This window comes from Flavobacterium enshiense DK69 (genome assembly GCF_000498495.1).
Taxonomy (GTDB): Bacteria; Bacteroidota; Bacteroidia; order Flavobacteriales; family Flavobacteriaceae; genus Flavobacterium; species Flavobacterium enshiense.
On record NZ_AVCS01000005.1, the window covers coordinates 12249 to 31281 of the forward strand.

17 protein-coding genes and 1 pseudogene are annotated in these 19033 nt (G+C 39.8%); 8 read left to right on the forward strand and 10 right to left on the reverse strand.

Annotated elements, in window-relative coordinates:
• Window positions 1–10: 10 nt before the first annotated feature.
• The gene (locus FEDK69T_RS02570; RefSeq protein WP_023572580.1) at window positions 11–1225 is read right to left on the reverse strand and encodes an aminotransferase class V-fold PLP-dependent enzyme; all 1215 of its coding nucleotides are present in this window, start codon (window positions 1223–1225) and stop codon (window positions 11–13) included.
• Window positions 1226–1432: 207 nt separating this feature from the next.
• On the opposite strand from FEDK69T_RS02570, the gene FEDK69T_RS02575 reads away from it, so the two are divergent.
• Entirely contained in the window at window positions 1433–2854 is a 1422-nt protein-coding gene (locus FEDK69T_RS02575) for a membrane dipeptidase (protein ID WP_023572581.1), read from the forward strand.
• A 208-nt stretch (window positions 2855–3062) separates the two neighbouring features.
• Window positions 3063–5165 carry a patatin-like phospholipase family protein gene (locus FEDK69T_RS02580; protein WP_162147235.1) on the forward strand — a complete coding sequence of 701 codons (2103 nt, stop codon included), beginning with the start codon at window positions 3063–3065 and terminating at the stop codon, window positions 5163–5165.
• 166 nt (window positions 5166–5331) lie between these two features.
• On the opposite strand, the gene sufD is transcribed toward FEDK69T_RS02580, so the two are convergent.
• From sufD to FEDK69T_RS02600, 4 genes are read right to left on the reverse strand one after another with little or no spacing between them, the layout of a single operon-like run.
• Window positions 5332–6648 (reverse strand): Fe-S cluster assembly protein SufD, encoded by a 1317-nt coding sequence (gene sufD, locus FEDK69T_RS02585; RefSeq protein ID WP_023572583.1) that lies wholly within the window; start codon window positions 6646–6648, stop codon window positions 5332–5334.
• 1 nt (window position 6649) lies between these two features.
• Window positions 6650–7402, reverse strand: coding sequence for a Fe-S cluster assembly ATPase SufC (gene sufC, locus FEDK69T_RS02590; protein ID WP_023572584.1), 753 nt, complete (start codon window positions 7400–7402; stop codon window positions 6650–6652).
• Window positions 7403–7432: 30 nt separating this feature from the next.
• Entirely contained in the window at window positions 7433–8881 is a 1449-nt protein-coding gene (sufB, locus tag FEDK69T_RS02595; RefSeq protein ID WP_023572585.1) for a Fe-S cluster assembly protein SufB, read from the reverse strand.
• 19 nt (window positions 8882–8900) lie between these two features.
• Window positions 8901–9230 carry a HesB/IscA family protein gene (locus tag FEDK69T_RS02600; protein ID WP_023572586.1) on the reverse strand — a complete coding sequence of 110 codons (330 nt, stop codon included), beginning with the start codon at window positions 9228–9230 and terminating at the stop codon, window positions 8901–8903.
• A 176-nt stretch (window positions 9231–9406) separates the two neighbouring features.
• Between FEDK69T_RS02600 and FEDK69T_RS02605 the strand changes: the two genes are divergently transcribed.
• The 4 genes from FEDK69T_RS02605 (at window position 9407) to FEDK69T_RS02620 (ending at window position 14598) form a co-directional block, all read left to right on the forward strand.
• Window positions 9407–10267 (forward strand): MBL fold metallo-hydrolase, encoded by an 861-nt coding sequence (locus FEDK69T_RS02605; protein ID WP_023572587.1) that lies wholly within the window; start codon window positions 9407–9409, stop codon window positions 10265–10267.
• A 109-nt stretch (window positions 10268–10376) separates the two neighbouring features.
• Entirely contained in the window at window positions 10377–10808 is a 432-nt protein-coding gene (locus FEDK69T_RS02610; RefSeq protein WP_035630679.1) for a MarR family winged helix-turn-helix transcriptional regulator, read from the forward strand.
• A 256-nt stretch (window positions 10809–11064) separates the two neighbouring features.
• A complete protein-coding gene (locus FEDK69T_RS02615) occupies window positions 11065–12666 on the forward strand; it encodes a S8 family peptidase (protein ID WP_023572589.1) in 1602 nt (533 codons plus the stop codon).
• A 60-nt stretch (window positions 12667–12726) separates the two neighbouring features.
• Window positions 12727–14598 carry a M1 family metallopeptidase gene (locus FEDK69T_RS02620; RefSeq protein WP_023572590.1) on the forward strand — a complete coding sequence of 624 codons (1872 nt, stop codon included), beginning with the start codon at window positions 12727–12729 and terminating at the stop codon, window positions 14596–14598.
• 27 nt (window positions 14599–14625) lie between these two features.
• On the opposite strand, the gene FEDK69T_RS02625 is transcribed toward FEDK69T_RS02620, so the two are convergent.
• The 4 genes and pseudogenes from FEDK69T_RS02625 to FEDK69T_RS02635 form a co-directional block, all read right to left on the reverse strand.
• Window positions 14626–14844, reverse strand: a complete 219-nt coding sequence (locus tag FEDK69T_RS02625; protein WP_023572591.1) for a hypothetical protein — start codon at window positions 14842–14844, stop codon at window positions 14626–14628.
• A 220-nt stretch (window positions 14845–15064) separates the two neighbouring features.
• Window positions 15065–15217 (reverse strand): annotated as a pseudogene (locus FEDK69T_RS15770) (acyloxyacyl hydrolase); the annotation flags it as partial.
• An 80-nt stretch (window positions 15218–15297) separates the two neighbouring features.
• On the reverse strand, window positions 15298–15549 hold the full coding sequence (locus FEDK69T_RS15340; protein WP_051385057.1) for a hypothetical protein: 252 nt from the start codon (window positions 15547–15549) through the stop codon (window positions 15298–15300).
• 103 nt (window positions 15550–15652) lie between these two features.
• Entirely contained in the window at window positions 15653–16081 is a 429-nt protein-coding gene (locus FEDK69T_RS02635) for a hypothetical protein (RefSeq protein ID WP_023572594.1), read from the reverse strand.
• A gap of 301 nt (window positions 16082–16382) precedes the next feature.
• Between FEDK69T_RS02635 and rnpA the strand changes: the two genes are divergently transcribed.
• Window positions 16383–16766, forward strand: a complete 384-nt coding sequence (rnpA, locus tag FEDK69T_RS02645; protein WP_023572596.1) for a ribonuclease P protein component — start codon at window positions 16383–16385, stop codon at window positions 16764–16766.
• Window positions 16767–16828: 62 nt separating this feature from the next.
• Window positions 16829–17698, forward strand: a complete 870-nt coding sequence (locus FEDK69T_RS02650; RefSeq protein ID WP_023572597.1) for a DUF4349 domain-containing protein — start codon at window positions 16829–16831, stop codon at window positions 17696–17698.
• Between the two features lie 76 nt (window positions 17699–17774).
• Here FEDK69T_RS02650 and FEDK69T_RS02655 read toward each other — a convergent pair whose 3' ends face one another.
• Window positions 17775–18878 (reverse strand): acyltransferase family protein, encoded by a 1104-nt coding sequence (locus tag FEDK69T_RS02655; RefSeq protein ID WP_023572598.1) that lies wholly within the window; start codon window positions 18876–18878, stop codon window positions 17775–17777.
• Window positions 18879–19033 lie beyond the last annotated feature (155 nt).

Here is a 19033-nt window from a genome sequence, read left to right on the forward strand (position 1 = left end):
TTTACAGGTTTTAAGATAACATTCGCTGTGCTTTTTTAACCGCTTCGACAAAGATATCAATTTCTTCTTTGGTATTGTAGAACGCAAAACTGGCTCGTATCGTGCCCGGAATATTGAAGTAATTCATGATCGGTTGTGTACAGTGATGGCCGGTTCGCACCGCTATGCCCAATTTATCTATAATCGTGCCAATGTCATATGGATGAATCCCCTCGATGTTGAACGAAATAACCGAAGCCTTATTTTCACCGGTTCCGTATATTTTCAAACCTTCAATTTCCTGCAAACGCTTCGTACCATATTCCAGCAATTCCTTTTCGTATTTGGCAATGTTATCGAAACCGACACTGTTCAGATAATCGATGGCGGTTCCTAAAACAATTCCCGCTTCAATATTTGGTGTTCCGGCTTCAAATTTGTGAGGCAGTTCGGCATACGTAGTTTTCTCGAAGGTAACTTCTTTAATCATTTCCCCTCCACCCTGATAAGGCGGCAGTTGGTTCAGCCAGCTTTCTTTTCCGTACAAGATCCCTACTCCGGTTGGCCCACATACTTTATGACCCGAGAACACGTAGAAATCACAATCCAACTCCTGTACATCGGGACGCAAATGCGGCGTGGCCTGGGCGCCGTCAATTAAGACCGCAGCACCAACACTGTGTGCTTTATCGATAATATATTTAATAGGGTTGACCGTTCCCAAGGCATTGGAAATATGGTTAACCGCTACAATTTTCGTTTTTTCAGAAAGCAATCTGTCGAATTCAGAAAGAATCAATTCCCCTTTATCATTCATTGGGATTACCACGAGCTTGGCTCCGGTTCTTTCACACATAAACTGCCACGGCACAATGTTGCTGTGGTGCTCTAAAGCGGAAACCATCACCTCATCCCCTGCTTTTACGATTGATGCAAAACCGTTCGCTACCAGATTAATCCCTTGGGTTGTACCTGATGTAAAGATGATTTCGTGATTGTGTTTCGCGTTGAGGTGCTTCTGAATCGTATTTCTGGAAACTTCATAGGCATCCGTTGCGAGCTGACTCAACGTATGCACACCGCGATGGATGTTGGCGTTAATCTCGCTGTAATATTGGGAAATCGCATCGATGACCACTTGAGGCTTTTGGGCAGTAGCGCCGTTATCAAAATAAACCAGTGGTTTTCCGTTTACGGTTTGGGACAATATCGGGAATTGTGCTCTTACTTTTTGAACATCAAACATTTTACTATATCTAATTTCTGCAAATTTACAGCTTGTTTATTTAAAATTGGTATAAATAAATGATAAAATCGATTAAAAATACTGTTCATCGAATTTTATATCACTCTAATTAAAAACCAAAATTTTTCTTACTAATTTTAAAATGAGATTTTTAGCTAATATCCTACAGTTCAAGCATGATAAATTAAAAAATAAAAAGATACAATTATGAAACACTTTATTGACATACACTGTCACCCAACCATGAAACCCTACGGTCATAGCTTCCCGGCAAAAGAAAACAGTACAAGTCTAAACCAAAAAAATTGCATTTGGTATTACGATCCCCCAAACTTTTTTAAAAAGCTTATCGACTTACTAGGAGGATTTGTTAAATATCGCCAAAGCAGCCTTTCTGCAGCGGGTTTTGGGAACGCTGGGGTTGTTTTTGCTTCATTATATCCATTTGAACGAGGTTTCTTTGACAACAAATTCGGCACGGGCGACTTCAATGATATCTTAGTAAATTTCGTTACCTCGGTTGGCGACAAACGAATTGATTATATTCAGTCCATCACAGACTATTTTCCAGATTTGGAAAACGAGTATGCGTATCTTAAGCAGCTAAGCGGAAAAACAATAAAACTTGCCGATCGCGCTAATTATCAATATGTCCTGGCAAGAAATGCAACAGATGTAGAAATTGCCCTTGACCAGGATACAACAGATGATCTCAACGCAAACTGTATCGCAGTAATCGTTACAATTGAAGGCGGACATGTTTTTGGAACGGGTATTGACCCTGTGAACCATCCTGCCCAGGAAAGTTATGTGCTTGGCAATATCGACAAAATCAAAAACTGGGAACATCGCCCATTCTTCATTACCCTGGCGCATCATTTTTACAATGAATTATGCGGGCACGCACATAGTCTCACGGGACCGATTAAAATTGCCGTTAATCAAGAATATGGGGTGAATTCAGGTTTCACGGCGTTGGGGAAAAAAGCCGTGGAAAGACTGCTTGACAATACCGACAACAAAAGAATCCTAATTGACATCAAACACATGAGCCGTAAATCCAGATTGGAGTATTTCGACATATTGGACACAAATTACGCGGGTCAGGACATTCCGGTTATAGTGAGCCATGGTGCTGTAATCGGAAATGAAAGAGACAAACATTTATTTCTGCAGGATGACATTAATTTTTACGACGATGAGATTCTTAAAGTAGCCCAAACCAATGGTATTTTTGGAATACAACTAGATGAAAGGAGGATAGCAGCTCCAGGTGATTATGAATTACGAAAATCCCATGGGCTTCTACGCAGAAAGGTCTTATACCATTCCTCTGTTTTGGTTTGGAGGCAGATTCAGCATATCGCCGAACTATTGGATTCAAAAGGCATGTTTGCCTGGTCAATTCAAACCATCGGAAGCGATTATGACGGCATCATCAATCCCATCAACGGGTACTGGACAGCCGAAGATTTCCCGACTTTATCCGATTATTTAATAAAACAGGCCCATAACTACATGACAGCCAAATCATCTCAGTTAAATGTTATTAATCGAATTGAACCCGAAGAAATTGTAGACAGAGTGATGGGGGACAATGCCTATAACTTTATAAAAAGATATTACTGATTTACCTAAAAAACCGAACCCAAAAAATGTCGTTATGAAAACAATTATGTCAATTAAGAGGTTCATAATCTCTTTTTTTAAGAAACTTAAAAGAATAGCAAGGCCTTTGAGGAATGCTTTAGAGAAAATCGGGATTCTATTTCGCCCATTATATCTGTTTTTCCCAGGTATTTTTTTCCTGCTTTTATATTACTTTATAATTGTTTTCATGTCAATAGGTCAGGATATATTGATGCAGGCCGTTGAAAATGGAGGGCCTTTTGTATGGTCAACAATCAGTGTTCTTCTATGGTCATTATTTGCTTGGTTCAGCTCAAGATTGGTAGCTGATTGCTATACACGAAAAAACGGCAAATACATCAGTCCTTCTGTCCTGCTCCATGCTCCCAGATTAATTGGTTATAACGTTTTTGTAGGACTTCAATTGGCGACTCTAAATTTGCCCACTGTCTATTTTTCTGGAAAGTCGACATTTACATTTTTTTTATTGTTTATTGCTCATAATGCTTACTACTTTTTACTTGACAAAACGGTTGAGTCAAGAGAAAAAAAACTAAAAATAACTTCTTTAATAATAGCTGTTCTTTATGTTGTTTTCATAGCCTATGCTTTTTTATTTTCTGATGGTGACTTGAAAGACGGATTTTTAAGATTTGGTGACTACAAACAACATGTATGGATCTGGTGCATCATGTCTATGGTATACTTTACTCTACAAATATTATTTATATGTTTTGTAGTGGAAAGAAGAAAAAGGCTCGAAAATAAAAAAATCAGCGAAAAGGATTCTAAATGGTGGAAAACAGTTTACAATTTATGTGCGATAGTGACTTTTTTTATATATCTGTTGATAATCACTTTCCCAAAATTTGCAGATTGGTGCGGCCCGCTAACTTGCTTATTGCTGGCCTTAGGAATCTGGATTGGAATCATCTGCTTGGTAAAATATTACTCTTTAAAATGGAAAGTCCGTTTTGGCATTCCTTTTCTGATTGTTGCAGTTGTCATTGGTCTTTTTGGAAACCCATATAAAGTAGAATTACTAGAAGCGCCTCGGGATAATTTATATAATGAAAGACCAAATATCAAAACTTATCTGACCGAATGGGCGACCAACAAATCCAGGTATGATATGATAAATCAATCTGACAGCTTAAAACCCTATCCAGTATATCTCGTACTAGCTGATGGTGGTGCATCAAAATCAGGTTATTGGGTTGCTTCCGTACTGTCCATGCTAGAAGAATCTGATTCTGAAAAAAGAGATAAGTTCTCAGATCATCTTTTAAGTTTAGCAGGAGCATCGGGTGGTTCCGTAGGAAACGCGGCATTTTATTCGCTGCTTAAAAAGGATAAAAATGTAAACTTCAGTCTTGAAACCGATAATTTTTTTGAAGGTGATTTTTTAAGTTACACCCTTGCTCATTATTTAGGATCCGACCTGTTCAAACACCTGTTTCCTTTCCTCCGAACCAATGACAGGGCTGCTGCCCTTGAAGAATCAATGGAAAAACTGTCCGAAAGTGAATTGATCAACAATACATTCAAAGACACTATTAATTCCATTTTTGACAACAAGGCTAAATTGCCACTGTTATTTATTAATACGACAAGTCTTCAAACAGGCACTCCTGGTGTAATCAGCAATATTAAAATAAATAAGGATTTTACAAACAGGATGGACGTGCTTCAGCAGTTGGATTCCATACCCTGTACATGTGAGGGCAAGATTGGTAAAAGCATGAAATTAAGCACGGCTGTTGTTTTGGGATCCCGATTTCCCTATTTGTCACCAGCTGGTGAAATCAATGGAAAATACTTTGTAGACGGCGGCTATTTCGACAATAGCGGAGGGGGAATTACTCTGGAATTACTTGAATATATCGACAAGTTTATTAAAGAAAATAAAGACGACTCATTAGCCATTTTACTCAAAAAGATGCAATTCAAGGTCATCTACATATCAAATGGCGAAAACAGTAAGCAGGAAACAAAAAGACTACATCCTCTTATAAATGACTTAGCAGCTCCCTTACTCACCGTGGTGGGTATCAACGGTCAACAAACAAATAACAGCAACCAGAAATTGGAAAAATTCATCAACAATTGGCCTAGAAGTGCAAAACAAAGGCCTTTCCACACTTTGAATTTACCGATGGATAGCCCAAAATCCAAGCGTTGTCTCACGGGTAGAGATGATTGTGCGCCATATCCCATGAACTGGGTAATTTCAGACTATAATCTTAACCGGATCAAGCTTAATTTAAATTGTATCAACCCGGACTCCGTATTGATCTATCACAATAAATAAAATAGCTCTTTCTGTAATAAAAAAGTCGTCTTGTTTCGAATCAACAATACTTCTTAGCAAAGAATTTGCGTACACAAACACACAACAACCTCTTACAAGTTTTACAGAAATAAAAAAAACCGCCTGTTAAAGCGGTTTTCTTTTTATCTAAAATTGGCCTTCTCTCTTACAAATCAAATCCCATGTTCACTCCAAGCTTGGTAGCGATGATTTTTGCGATTTTAGCCTTTAATTCCGGTATTTTGATACTGGAGGTCACTTCGCTTGTGAACGCGTACATAAGAAGCGCTTTTGCCTCTTTTTTCGGGATCCCGCGCTGCTGCATGTAGAACATCGCGTTTTCATCCAGCTGACCGATCGTACAACCGTGAGAACATTTCACATCATCTGCAAAAATTTCCAATTGCGGTTTTGCGTTAACCGTTGCTTTGTCGCTCAATAAAATGTTGTTGTTCTGCTGGAAAGCATCTGTTTTCTGCGCTTCTTTTTCCACGAAAATTTTTCCGTTGAACACACCCGTTGACTGTCCGTCCAAAATGGTTTTGTAGTTCTGGTGGCTTTCGCAGTTCGGCTGCTCGTGGTTCACTAAAGTATAGTGATCTACGTGCTGTTTATCGCCAATGATAGTGATTCCTTTCAACGTAGAATCGATTCTTTCTCCGTGGTGGAAGAAATTCAGGTTGTTTCGTGTAAGGTTTCCTCCGAAAGAGAACGTATGAACAGCGACACGGCTTTCCTGTTTTTGTGAAATATAAGTATTGTCAATCAGGTTCGCCGTCTGTACATCGTTCTGTATCTTGTAGTAATCCACAATAGCACGTTTCTGAGCGAAAATTTCGGTAACCGAATTGGTCAGCACCGGATTGTCATTCAGACTCTGATGACGCTCCACGATTTGCACGTGTGCATTTTCCCCAACTATCACAAGATTTCTCGGCTGCACCATCAATGCGGCTTCATTTCCGGTTGAGAAATAAATGATTTCAATCGGTTTATCTACTACCCTGCTTTTCGGTATGTTGATGTAAGCACCTTCAAACGCAAAAGCGGTGTTCAACGTTGTAAGGCTCTCTTCTCTGCTGGCCACTTGATTGAAATAAGTATCAATCACCATTTTGTATTTTGGTTTGGTCAGTGCCGAAGACATTAAGCAAACATCCAATCCGTCGTGCGTAGTGGAAGATAAAAACGTATTGAAAATCCCGTCTACAAAGATTACTTTATAAGTATCTAAATCATTCAGAAAATATTTTTTTACATCTTTGATATCGATGTTATTTTCCTTTTTTGGAAAGATGCTGAAATCGTTTTTCAACAACGCGTTCAGTGAAGTATATTTCCAGGCTTCCTCTTTTTTGGTCGGAAACCCTTTTTCTTCAAAATTCTTTAAGGCTTCGGTACGAACATTGTGCAGCGCATCCGCCACATCAACTTTCTCTTCAAAGGCCATGAAAGAAGCAAGCAGTTTTTCTCTCAATTCCATATTATGCTTCCTGTTCTTGTTTAATCCAGTCGTATCCTTTTTCTTCCAGTTCCAATGCTAAATCAGCACCGCCTGTTTTCACGATTTTCCCGTCAATTAGAACGTGTACAAAATCAGGAATGATATAATCCAATAAACGTTGGTAGTGTGTAATTACCAACACAGCGTTATTCTCGTTTTTAAGTTTGTTAACACCATTAGCCACGATACGCAATGCATCGATATCCAGACCGGAATCCGTTTCGTCCAGAATCGCGATTTTAGGATCCAGCATCGCCATTTGGAAGATTTCGTTACGTTTCTTCTCTCCTCCGGAAAAACCTTCGTTTAACGAACGTGATAAGAACTTACGGTCCATTTCCAGTAATTCCGATTTCTCGCGGATCAGCTTCAGCATTTCATTGGCAGGCATTTCCTCCTGACCATTGGCTTTGCGTTTTTCGTTGATAGCCGTTTTGATGAAATTCGTTACCGAAACTCCAGGGATTTCCACAGGATACTGGAATGATAAGAACACACCTTTGTGTGCTCTTTCGTCTGGAGCCAATTCTGATAAATCTTCACCATCTAAAACGATTTCCCCTTCGGTTACTTCGTAAGTTTCGTTTCCGGCAATAATGGATGAAAGCGTACTTTTTCCGGCACCGTTAGGTCCCATGATGGCATGTACTTCGCCTGCTTTGATTTCAAGGTTAATCCCTCTTAATATTTCTTTACCTTCTACTGAAGCGTGTAAATTCTTTATAGTTAACATGCTATATGTGTCTTTTATTTTATATTCTGATTATCCTACTGAACCTTCCAACGAAATTTCCAATAATTTCTGAGCTTCCACGGCAAATTCCATCGGCAACTTGTTCAATACTTCTCTACTGAATCCGTTTACGATTAATGCAATGGCTTTTTCAGTCGGTATTCCACGTTGGTTGCAGTAGAACACTTGGTCTTCTCCGATTTTTGAAGTCGTCGCCTCGTGCTCGATCTGAGCCGTGGTGTTTTTAGATTCGATATATGGGAAAGTATGCGCCCCACAATTGTTACCCATCAATAATGAGTCACATTGCGAGAAGTTACGTGCATTGTCTGCTCTTGATGAAACCTGTACCAAACCACGGTAACTGTTTTGTGATTTACCGGCAGAAATACCTTTGGAAATAATGGTTGACTTGGTGTTCTTACCCAAGTGGATCATTTTGGTTCCAGTATCTGCTTGTTGGAAATTGTTGGTTACTGCAATAGAGTAGAATTCACCAATAGAATTATCCCCTTTCAAAACGCATGAAGGATATTTCCAGGTTACGGCTGAACCGGTTTCTACCTGTGTCCACGAAATTTTTGCGTTTTTCTCGCACAAACCTCTTTTGGTCACGAAGTTGAAAACCCCACCCTTACCCTCTTTGTTTCCAGGGTACCAGTTTTGAACGGTCGAATATTTGATTTCAGCGTTGTCAAGTGCAATAAGCTCTACTACTGCAGCGTGTAACTGATTTTCATCACGGCTTGGTGCAGTACAACCTTCCAGATAAGAAACGTAACTGCCTTCATCGGCAATTACCAACGTTCTTTCGAACTGTCCTGTTCCACCTTGATTGATACGGAAATACGTAGACAATTCCATCGGACATCTTACGCCTTTCGGAATGTAACAGAACGATCCGTCTGAGAAAACAGCCGAATTCAACGCCGCATAAAAATTATCGCGTTGTGGTACTACGCTTCCGATATATTGGCGAACCAATTCCGGATGTTCCTGAATCGCTTCTGAAATAGAACAAAAGATGATCCCTTTTTCTGCCAAAGTTTTCTTGAATGTCGTAGCTACGGAAACCGAGTCCATTACGATATCCACCGCAACACCGGCCAGTTTCTTTTGCTCATCGATAGAAATACCCAGTTTCTTGAAGGTCTCCAGTAATTCCGGATCTACCTCATCCAAACTTTCGTATTTGTCTTTTTTCTTAGGCGCCGAATAATACGAAATCGCCTGAAAATCCGGTTTTTCGTAGTGTACGTTTGCCCAATGAGGCTCGGTCATTTCTTCCCAGGCGCGAAATGATTCCAAACGCCACTCGGTCATCCATTCCGGTTCGTTTTTCTTTTTGGAAATCGCACGAACAATATCCTCGTTCAATCCCGCAGGAAACGTCTCCGATTCGATATCGGTATAAAAACCGTATTCGTATTCTTTGTTTTCGAGTTCGACTTTTAAGTCGTCTTCAGTGTATTTTGACATAATTTCTTGTAACTAAATTTTATAGCGAAAATGATTCGCCACATCCGCAGGTTCTTTGTGCATTCGGGTTGTTAAACACAAATCCTTTTCCGTTCAAGCCTCCTGAATATTCTAATATGGTTCCCACCAAATAAAGGAAACTTTTTTTGTCCACGGCAATTTTTATATCGTTGTCCTCGAACACTTTATCATCTTCACCTAAAGTTTTGTCAAACTTTAATTCATACGACAAGCCCGAACACCCGCCACTTTTCACGCCCACGCGAACGTAATCGGTTGCAGTGTTAAAACCGTCATCTTCCATTAAAAATGCGATTCGCTTTTTTGCGCTTTCTGAAACTTTAATCATAACGTTACTACGGATTAATTCTAATTTAGTGCAAAGATATTACATAAAACGATTAATACCTAACTGCTAACATTTTTATAACTTATTCACTCATAGTCATTTCTTATAAAGGGATTTAGATTGCGGATTCTCTGAAGATTTACTAATTTGCAGACGCAATTTTTAAGCAGAAAACCATGAAACTTTACCCGATAGAAGCTGGAAATTTTAAATTAGATGGCGGTGCCATGTTTGGCGTAGTGCCGAAAACCCTCTGGAACAAGACCAATCCGGCAGACGAAAATAACCTTATCGATATAGCTGCACGTTGTCTTTTAGTTGAGGATGGCAAACGCCTGATTTTAATTGACACAGGCATGGGCGACAAACAATCCGAAAAGTTTTTCGGCTATTATTCGCTTTGGGGCGACGATACTATCGACAAATCTTTAGCCAAATACGGGTTTCACCGCGACGACATCACCGATGTATTTATGACGCACCTGCATTTCGACCACTGCGGCGGCAGCGTTGAATGGAATAAAGACCGCACCGGTTATCAGCCGGCTTTCAAAAATGCAGTTTTCTGGTCCAACGACAACCATTGGGATTGGGCCACGAAACCGAATCCGAGGGAAAAAGCGTCTTTTTTATCTGAAAACATTCTGCCGATGCAGGAAAGCGGCCAACTCAAATTTATTGAACGCCCGCAAGCCGATTTCGGGATTTCAAAAGAATTGGACTTAGGCATTTTATACGTAGACGGGCATACGGAAAAAATGATGATTCCGCATATTCAGTACCAGGACAAAACCATCGTTTTCATGGCGGATTTACTTCCAACAGCGGGCCACCTTCCGTTACCGTATGTAATGGGATATGATACCCGGCCGCTGTTAACGCTTCCTGAAAAAGAAAAATTTTTGAACACGGCGGCGGAAAATAACTATTACCTATTCCTGGAACACGATGCCCACAACCAGATTATCACTGTGGAACAAACCGAAAAAGGCGTACGCCTGAAGGAGGTTTTCACCTGCGAAGACATAATCGGATAAAATAATTAAACGCCTTCCAACTAACTGAAGGCGTTAATTTTATACTAAAATTTAATTGACATATCAATTATTTAAAAATCCTTCTTAACTTTGGGTAAAGAAATCATTAGTGGAGAAGTTAGTTAATATCATCTTTTACAACATTGATCACAGCATACGACTGTATCGGATGTTTGCCCAAAAAAAACTGCGCGAACACGGTTTTAAAATAACCATCGATCAGTGGCTGGTAATCAAGTGCATACTTGAAAACCCTGATATCACACAGCACGAATTGAGTGAGTTGGTTTTCAAGGACAATGCCTCGGTTACGCGAATCATTGACTTACTGATAAAAGCCGGATATCTGGAAAAAGAAACCAATCCGGAAGACAGAAGAAAATTTATGCTGCATGTTACCAAAGAGGGCGAAGAAGTCATAAGAAACGTTCACGAAGTAGTATTGCAAAACCGCAGCATAGCGTTAAACGGGATCAACCAAAAAGAACTGGAAACAGCCGATGCGGTATTGAGAAAGATAATTGCAAATTGCAAACAATAACATCAGTCAAAAAACAAAAGAATCATCAATCAAAAACGAACTGTTATGATTAAGGTTATTTTATTCCTGATTACCATAGTAATCACAGCAGTGAGCTACCTTTTCATCTAAGTGTAGCTCTTTTTTTACCTAACTGCGTTCGGTTCGATTTCAAAAAAACCGTAACTTGCTGCTCAATACAAAAAAACTGTTAATCTTTTTCGATTTTGTAACAATTCCTAATACTTAAGACATATCTCAAAAACCTAGAATAATTATGAATATACTTAGATCCTATTACCTGTGCGCAGGATTAGCTTTAGCCTTGGCGAGTTGTGGAACACAAAAAATGGTTTCTACTCCTGTTGAGAACATTGACAAAATGCCGATGAAAACGGGCAAAATTGCTGAAAATGACTTAAAACGCTGGAGTGATCTGGATTTGGCCAAGGACACTATCCCGGGAATGAGCGTGGATAAAGCTTACGCCGAATTGCTTAAAGGTAAAAAAAGTACTAAAGTAATTGTCGCAGTTGTTGATTCCGGTATCGACATTGATCACGAAGACTTAAAACCTGCTATCTGGACCAATCCGAAAGAAATTGCCGGTAACGCAAAAGACGATGACAACAATGGTTACATCGATGACATTCACGGCTGGAATTTTCTTGGTGACGCCGAACACGAAAACATGGAATATGTACGTATCGTGAAAAAAGGAGACGATGGTTCAGCGACATACCGCAAAGCAAAAGCCGAACTTGAAAAAGAAATGAAGGAAGCCATGCAGGAAAAAATGCAGGTGGATTTCATCATGGCCGGTGACAAAGCCATTGCCGATCATCTGAAAAAGAAAGATTATACTTTGGATGACGTTAAAAAGATAGAAACGACTGATCAGACTTTGCTGCAATACAAAGGAATGATGATTCAGGTTTTAGGGCAAATCGGCTCCAAAGAAGATTTCGATAAAGAAATCGAAGAATTCAAAGATCATGTTTACGGACAGGTAAATTACCATTTAAACCTGCAATTTGACGGAAGAAAAGCGGTAGGTGACAATCCTGAAGACCTTAATAACAAAAAATACGGCAACAATAATGTTATCGGTCCTGAGAAAAAAGGCGCAAAACACGGAACGCACGTGGCAGGAATTATTGCACAAACCCGCGGTAACAATAAAGGCGGAGACGGTGTAGCAAGCAACAATGTGCAAATCATGGCCGTTCGCGCCGTGCCGGATGGCGACGAGTACGATAAAGACATCGCATTGGGTATCCGCTATGCGGTAGACAATGGCGCTAAAGTTATCAACGGAAGCTTCGGGAAATATTATTCAACGCATCCGGAATGGGTACACGATGCCATTAAATATGCAGCTTCAAAAGATGTTTTAGTGGTTTTTGCCGCAGGAAACGAATCGTACGATTTGGATACAATGAACAAATACCCAACCGATTCATATAACAACCAACCTGAAATTACCAATAACGTACTGATTATTGGTGCTACTGCACCAACGTACGGTACAGAAATGGTGGCTGTTTTCTCAAACTACGGAAAAACAAGCGTGGATATCTTCGCTCCTGGGGATAAAATCTATGCAACTACGCCAAGCAATACTTACCAATACCTGCAGGGAACTTCAATGGCATCTCCAAATGTTGCCGGAGTTGCAGCGCTGATCCGATCCTATTATCCGAGTCTGACTGCCGCTCAGGTAAAACAGATTATCATGGACTCCGGAACCACTTTAACCAACAAAGTTAACGTCGGAGAAGGAAGAGACGTAAAGCCGTTTAACGAGGTTTCCAAATCCGGAAAAATAGTAAATGCCTATAACGCCTTACTAATGGCATCCAAGATGGCAAAAAAATAATTATATTTGAACATTGTACAATCGGAAGGGATTTTTCCCTTCCTTTTTATTTGATTGAAAATGAAAAAATACCTTTTACTATCGCTGTTCGTAACCAGCGGAGTATTCGCGCAGAACAACCCTAACCCGGGATACTGGCAACAACACGCCGATTACAAAATGGAGGTTTCCATGGATGTGAAAACCTACCAATACAAAGGAAAGCAAACATTGGTTTATACCAATAATTCACCAGACACCTTACGTCGCGTGTATTATCATTTATTCAACAATGCATTCCAACCAAACAGCGCCATGGATGCCCGTCTAAAAAGTATCAAAGACCCTGACGGCCGTATGGTAAACAAAGTAAAAGTCGGAGACAAAGAAATCAAAGAAAGTCGCATTGCTGCTTTAAAACCAAACGAAATTGGCTATCTTAAAATCAACAACCTGAAACAGGATGGTATGAATGCCAACAACAAAGTGGTCGGAACCATTATGGAAGTGGATTTGGCGAAACCGTTATTGCCACATGCCTCTACCACTTTTACCCTGGATTTTAACGGACAGGTGCCGGTACAGATACGCCGTTCCGGACGCAATAACAAAGAAGGTGTGGAACTTTCGATGGCACAATGGTATCCGAAAATGGCGGAATATGATTTCGAAGGATGGCAGGCAGACCCTTACATCGGAAGGGAATTTCACGGTGTTTGGGGTAATTTTGATGTAAAAATCACCATCAACAAAGACTATGTTTTGGGCGGTACTGGGTATTTACAGAACAAAAACGAAATCGGACACGGCTATCAGGATAACGGCGTAGTTGTGACGATTCCAAAAAAACAGAAAAATTTAACCTGGCATTTTATCGCGCCGAATGTACATGATTTCACTTGGGCTGCCGATAAGAATTACCTGCATGACATCGCTCAGGTTCCAGGTGGCGCCACTATTCATTTCCTTTACAAGAACAATCCGAAAATTATCGACAACTGGAAAAAATTACAACCGGCTACTGTCAAACTGATGGAAATCTACAACAGCACCGTAGGTAAATATCCGTATGACCAATATTCGGTTATTCAGGGTGGCGACGGCGGAATGGAATATGCAATGTGTACCCTTATCCTCGGAGAAGGCACTTTCGAAGGATTAGTTGGCGTTACAGCGCACGAAATGGCACATTCATGGTTCCAGCACGTTTTGGCTTCCAACGAGGCTAAAAACAGCTGGATGGACGAAGGTTTTACCACTTGGCTGGAAAACTACGGTTTAAATGAAATCGCCGACAAAAAAGTCGACAACCCGCAAGAAGATTCCTATAAAGGCTATTATTACCTTGTAAAATCAGGTAAAGAACAGCCGCAAACAACACACGCCGACCGTTATGACGAAAACCGTCCATACAGCATTCAGGCATACAGTAAAGGGAATGTTTTCTTATCCCAGTTGGAATACCTTATCGGAAAAGAAAATCTGATGAAAACCATCAAGAGATATTATTCCGAATATAAGATGACCCACCCTACTCCAAACGATATCAAGCACGTTACGGAAAAGGTTTCAGGAGCTAATTTAGACTGGTATCTGATGGAATGGACCAAAACCACAAATACAATCGATTACGGCATCAAATCGGTGGAAGAAAACAAAAAAAACACTAAAGTGACACTGGAGCGCCTTGGAAGAATGCCAATGCCTTTAGATATTGTGGTAACTTATCAAGACGGTACTCAGGAAAGTTTTTACGTACCGCAGACTTTAATGCGTTGGAACAAACCAAACCAAACTTCGTTAAAACGAACTGTTACAGAAGGTTGGGACTGGGCCTACCCTACTTTTGAATTCACCATCAATAAAGAAAAAGCAAACATCAAATCGATTGTTATTGATCCGAGCGGACTGATGGCCGATTTCGATAAAGTGAATAATGTTTACAACAAATAACAACAAAAGCTGTCTGAAAAGGCAGCTTTATTTTTTTGTAGCCCTTTCTACTTCCGTCCAAGTAGCCCAAATATTTCCCTGCAATTTTTTAAATTCCACTGAATCCTTGCTCTGTTCAAGTTCTTTGAACAATAGGTGCATCTCTCCTCTTTTCTCTGGATAGCGATCTGTAACGATCCGAATCGCATTCCAGGCATTAACATGATCCTGAAAGGCTTTACTGAACGTTTTAGGACAGTTACGCATATTGATTTTTGCATTCCCTGCGTATAATTTACTATAGTCTGACTCAGTGGAAGGGTTTCACATTCCCTGTTCCTTATTTTTCCGAGAGAATCATCAGCCGCAATAACTCGATAGATACAACCAGTTTTCACGTTGTTGTTTTTACTGCCTGTCATACAGGAATTTAAAAAAATCACAATTAAGAAAAAATAACGTTTTACATACATCTGATTAGGATTGATTATAACGCAAACGAAACCTGAAATTCAAAATTCATTGTATTGATCCCGGAATTGAATCCCTGAAACCCCGAATTGGAAACATGGCGGAAACTCTGACGGAAATCAAAATACATTTTATTGGTTTTTAAAGATGCACTAAAGTCAATCACATCGGAAAAAGCAAATCCGTCCTACAAATGTTCGGTTTCAGTATCGGTAATCATCGGCCCTATACTACCTAAAGCATAAACACTTACGCCTTCACAAACCGGTGCCGTACTACAATGCCGATATTCAAAATATAATTGCGCACTTCTTTCAGAAGGATGGCTTCAAAGCCAACATGAAACTTATAAAAACTGTTGGTGTAGGTATAATCATTGTTTTTAAGCTCCTCCCCTGTTCCGTAGGCAAAACCAAACACGAACCGGTCTTTTTTCAACTGTCCATAAACAGCGCAATAATGCAACAGAAAAACCAGAGTAAAGAAGCATGCGTTCCTCATAAACCATTTGTTTTAAACTAAAATCGCTGCGGGAATCATCCTGAGTGACAAAAAACAAAACGCAACCCAAAAGTTGCGTTTGCTGTACTTGAAATCTGGTTCCTTAATGCAAATAAAACTTTTTCACTTTCGCTACAATCTTATTGAGACTCATCTTATCGGCAGACTCTATCGCTTTCAGCCTCATCGGCATGTGCATTCTGTTTTCATGAATCAGTTTTCGCAGCTCATTTTTTGTTTCGGCCGGGCCAAACACATAAAGTTCGTCGGCGTTCTTTGCATGATTTACCACATCTTCCAAAAAGCCATGAAGCTGGTGTTTTTTGCGATGTTCATATTTATGCTCATCATTCACATGCTGTCTTCCCATAAAAGCGCCTCTATTCCCTCCATGATCGTGATAAATCTGATTTTCCATAACAGAACCTACTTCGGTAATCTGTTGTTTGCCGTCTTGAAGGGTAACCAAAATCGCTCTGGAAGAATCGATCCAGATGCCGGTTTGTTGAATTGATTGCTGTGCTGTCTTCATAATGTTTTGTATTAGAATAAAATATTGTGTTTACTTTCCGGCAAAATTCCAAGCAGAAGAGAGAGTGCAAAGTACAAGCCGGAAACATAACATTAAAGGTCAACAAATTCAGAAACACGCTGAAGCAGAAATGGGTACATCTCAAACTGAAAACTTGAAATGCCACGTAAATTTACAAAAAAACGAGTATGCATTTGATTTTTAAAGGTTAATATCGGCAACAGAACATAACCTTCCGACAAGAGAAAAAAACAAACCTTACTCGGGCTTTCATGCTGAAGTTCGTATCTTTGCCCCTGAAATGAAAAACACGTATCCAAAGCACGAAAAGCTGAAAAGCAAAACCACTATCGATTCACTGTTTTCCGAAGGGAAGTCGGTTTCGAAGTATCCGTTGCGCCTTGTATATGTGCCGATTACCGCGGAAAATGACCTGCGGCTGAAAATGGGGGTTTCCGTTTCCAAAAAATACTTCAAGAAAGCTGTTGACCGCAACTATTTCAAAAGGGTACTGCGCGAAACTTATCGCTTAAACAAGTCATTGCTTCTGGACAACATGCAAGAACCCTATGCTTTTATGTTTTTCTATCAGAGCAAAGAACGTCTCTCCTATCAGGAAATCAACAAAAAAACAGTTCAGCTTTTTGAGAAGTTTGTCGAAGCGACCAAAACAGTTGATAAATAATTTCTTGATAAAACGCACTTTTTCTTCAGGCTTTTGCGTTACTTTCTTAAAACCAAAAACTTATGAGAACGTTATTTTTATGTTTATCGCTGTTGCTGATTACTGCAGCCTGCAAAAAAGCGGTTTCGGAAGACAAAATGATGGTCGTTTCTGATAATGATGAAACGGTAGCTGCAGCGTCCGAAGAAGTTGTTATGGAAGCAAGCATTCCGCCTCCTCCTGGAGAATATTCAGAGGCGAAAATGGAAGCGGCTAACATTGTCAAAAAAGATAACCATCAACCCAAAATCATCAAAACCGGCACGCTGTGTTTTGAATCCTCCAACCTAGACCAATCTTTTACCACCGTTAAGGCAGCTATCATCAAACACAAAGCCTCGGTACAGAACGATGCTTCCGGTAAAAACGATGCACTGGTTTTCAGGAATATTACCATTCGTGTACCCAGCCAAGCCTTCGACAATCTCATTGCAGAAATCAGCCAGGGCGTGAATCATTTTGACCGAAAGGAAATTTCTGCCGAAGACGTTACCGAAGAGTACATCGATGTGGAAGCCAGACTCAATGCAAAGAGAGTTCTTGAAAAAAGGTACTTTGAACTGTTGGCTAAAGCCACCAAAGTTTCGGAAATGCTTGAAATCGAAAATTCGTTATCTGAAGTTCGCGAAGAAATCGAAGCTAAGGAAGGCCGACTGAAATACCTTCAAAACCAAGTTTCCATGAGCACGGTTCACCTGGAAATGTATACCAATAATCCATCCGAAAGCGGCGCTACTGCTTCCTATTTCGGAAAGATGGGCAATGCTGCCAAAGAGGGTTTCAATAACGCCGCAACTTTCTTCTTAGGAGCCCTATACCTTTGGCCATTTATCCTTATTTTCTTAGCAGGGTTCTTCTTAGTCAAAAAGAGATTTCGTCGAAAAACAGCCTAAAAAACAGCATCATGGAAAATCCTCCCACTAAAAAGGGAGGATTTTTTTGCATTAATTATTATTGAAAAGCGGGATATCACAACTTGAAAAATAGTCTCTTTTGATAGAGAATAAAACAAACATACCATTCAACAGTAAATACACATAGTGAAGCAAAAACGAGTATCAGGGAATCTGCTACACAGAACATTTTAAACAGCGGTGTTACAATTATCGTGACATAACCATTAAGCCAATTTCTGCCCACAATCTCACTGAAGAGATAAATAAAAATAGAGTTCATCCCAAACACATGAAAGAACAGTAAGCCTTTTTTATGGAGGCGTACATCAATCCACCAGTAACTCAGTAACAAAAAGAGAAAGCAAAATCCCATAGAGGCGGTTACAAAAGAAGCGGTTGCAATTCGTTTGATGATAGGGATCACATTTAGAAAATCCAATCCGTAACCAACAATCAATAAGGCTATTCCTGACAGTAAAAAAAAACGCAATTGCCTGTTTCCATCAATAATAATCTTACCCACGACGGTTCCCGCTACGGTATGTACGGCAGTTGGCAGCCAGTTTATAAACACATATTCATTTGGTTTTTGCCCGAATAAAAGCCAGTCGACATAATTCCCGAAATTTTGCCATTCAGTATATCCCTGATTAAATCCTGGAACAGAACAAAAACGATAAAGAAAATCGGTCAGAAGCAAAATACAGAAGCAAACGAACAGTTGGTACTTTATTTTTAAATCGAAAAGAAAAAAAGCGATAAGCGTTGTAAAAGCCAATTGTGTCAGGATATCCGTTACATCAAGAGTCTCCAATGACAGCCACTCGGGACTGTGTATTCTCTTGAATAGTCCGAAGAATAATAACAGTGCACTTCGTTTCGCTATTTTAATGAATTTATCTTTCCGCAAAGTCTGCTTCGATAGGGAATATGTCATAGCAATTCCCGCCATGAACATGAATAAAGGCTGGACCAAATCCCAAAAATGTATTCCCCGCCAGCGTATGTGAAAAAATTGACTTATGATCGCAAATCCGAAACTTTCCTTGTTAGCAATTGCCTCTTGGATATACTCATAGCATCCGGTACTGTCCAATACTAAAAGCACCATGATAAGACCACGGAGAAAGTCAAGCGATTCCAGTCTTACACTTTTATTTTCAGACAAATTATCCATAACTTGTTTTAAACTAAGACTTTACCAAATTTAGTTTAAAACTAGACTCGTTTTGCATATAAGTCAGAAAATACCGTTAAAATACTTTCTTTTCTAGATGACATGTATAGCAAAAAAATACAAAGATTTCATGACCTTATAACTTTCTTTACCTG

What these genes read in the sequence shown, in the direction of transcription:
- FEDK69T_RS02570 (WP_023572580.1), bottom strand. Translation starts at nt 1,225, where the DNA reads ATGTTTGATGTTCAAAAAGTAAGAGCACAATTCCCGATATTGTCCCAA.
- FEDK69T_RS02575 (WP_023572581.1), top strand. Translation starts at nt 1,433, where the DNA reads ATGAAACACTTTATTGACATACACTGTCACCCAACCATGAAACCCTAC.
- FEDK69T_RS02580 (WP_162147235.1), top strand. Translation starts at nt 3,063, where the DNA reads ATGTCAATAGGTCAGGATATATTGATGCAGGCCGTTGAAAATGGAGGG.
- sufD (WP_023572583.1), bottom strand. Translation starts at nt 6,648, where the DNA reads ATGGAATTGAGAGAAAAACTGCTTGCTTCTTTCATGGCCTTTGAAGAG.
- sufC (WP_023572584.1), bottom strand. Translation starts at nt 7,402, where the DNA reads ATGTTAACTATAAAGAATTTACACGCTTCAGTAGAAGGTAAAGAAATA.
- sufB (WP_023572585.1), bottom strand. Translation starts at nt 8,881, where the DNA reads ATGTCAAAATACACTGAAGACGACTTAAAAGTCGAACTCGAAAACAAA.
- FEDK69T_RS02600 (WP_023572586.1), bottom strand. Translation starts at nt 9,230, where the DNA reads ATGATTAAAGTTTCAGAAAGCGCAAAAAAGCGAATCGCATTTTTAATG.
- FEDK69T_RS02605 (WP_023572587.1), top strand. Translation starts at nt 9,407, where the DNA reads ATGAAACTTTACCCGATAGAAGCTGGAAATTTTAAATTAGATGGCGGT.
- FEDK69T_RS02615 (WP_023572589.1), top strand. Translation starts at nt 11,065, where the DNA reads ATGAATATACTTAGATCCTATTACCTGTGCGCAGGATTAGCTTTAGCC.
- FEDK69T_RS02620 (WP_023572590.1), top strand. Translation starts at nt 12,727, where the DNA reads ATGAAAAAATACCTTTTACTATCGCTGTTCGTAACCAGCGGAGTATTC.
- FEDK69T_RS02625 (WP_023572591.1), bottom strand. Translation starts at nt 14,844, where the DNA reads ATGCGTAACTGTCCTAAAACGTTCAGTAAAGCCTTTCAGGATCATGTT.
- FEDK69T_RS15340 (WP_051385057.1), bottom strand. Translation starts at nt 15,549, where the DNA reads ATGAGGAACGCATGCTTCTTTACTCTGGTTTTTCTGTTGCATTATTGC.
- FEDK69T_RS02635 (WP_023572594.1), bottom strand. Translation starts at nt 16,081, where the DNA reads ATGAAGACAGCACAGCAATCAATTCAACAAACCGGCATCTGGATCGAT.
- rnpA (WP_023572596.1), top strand. Translation starts at nt 16,383, where the DNA reads ATGAAAAACACGTATCCAAAGCACGAAAAGCTGAAAAGCAAAACCACT.
- FEDK69T_RS02650 (WP_023572597.1), top strand. Translation starts at nt 16,829, where the DNA reads ATGAGAACGTTATTTTTATGTTTATCGCTGTTGCTGATTACTGCAGCC.
- FEDK69T_RS02655 (WP_023572598.1), bottom strand. Translation starts at nt 18,878, where the DNA reads ATGGATAATTTGTCTGAAAATAAAAGTGTAAGACTGGAATCGCTTGAC.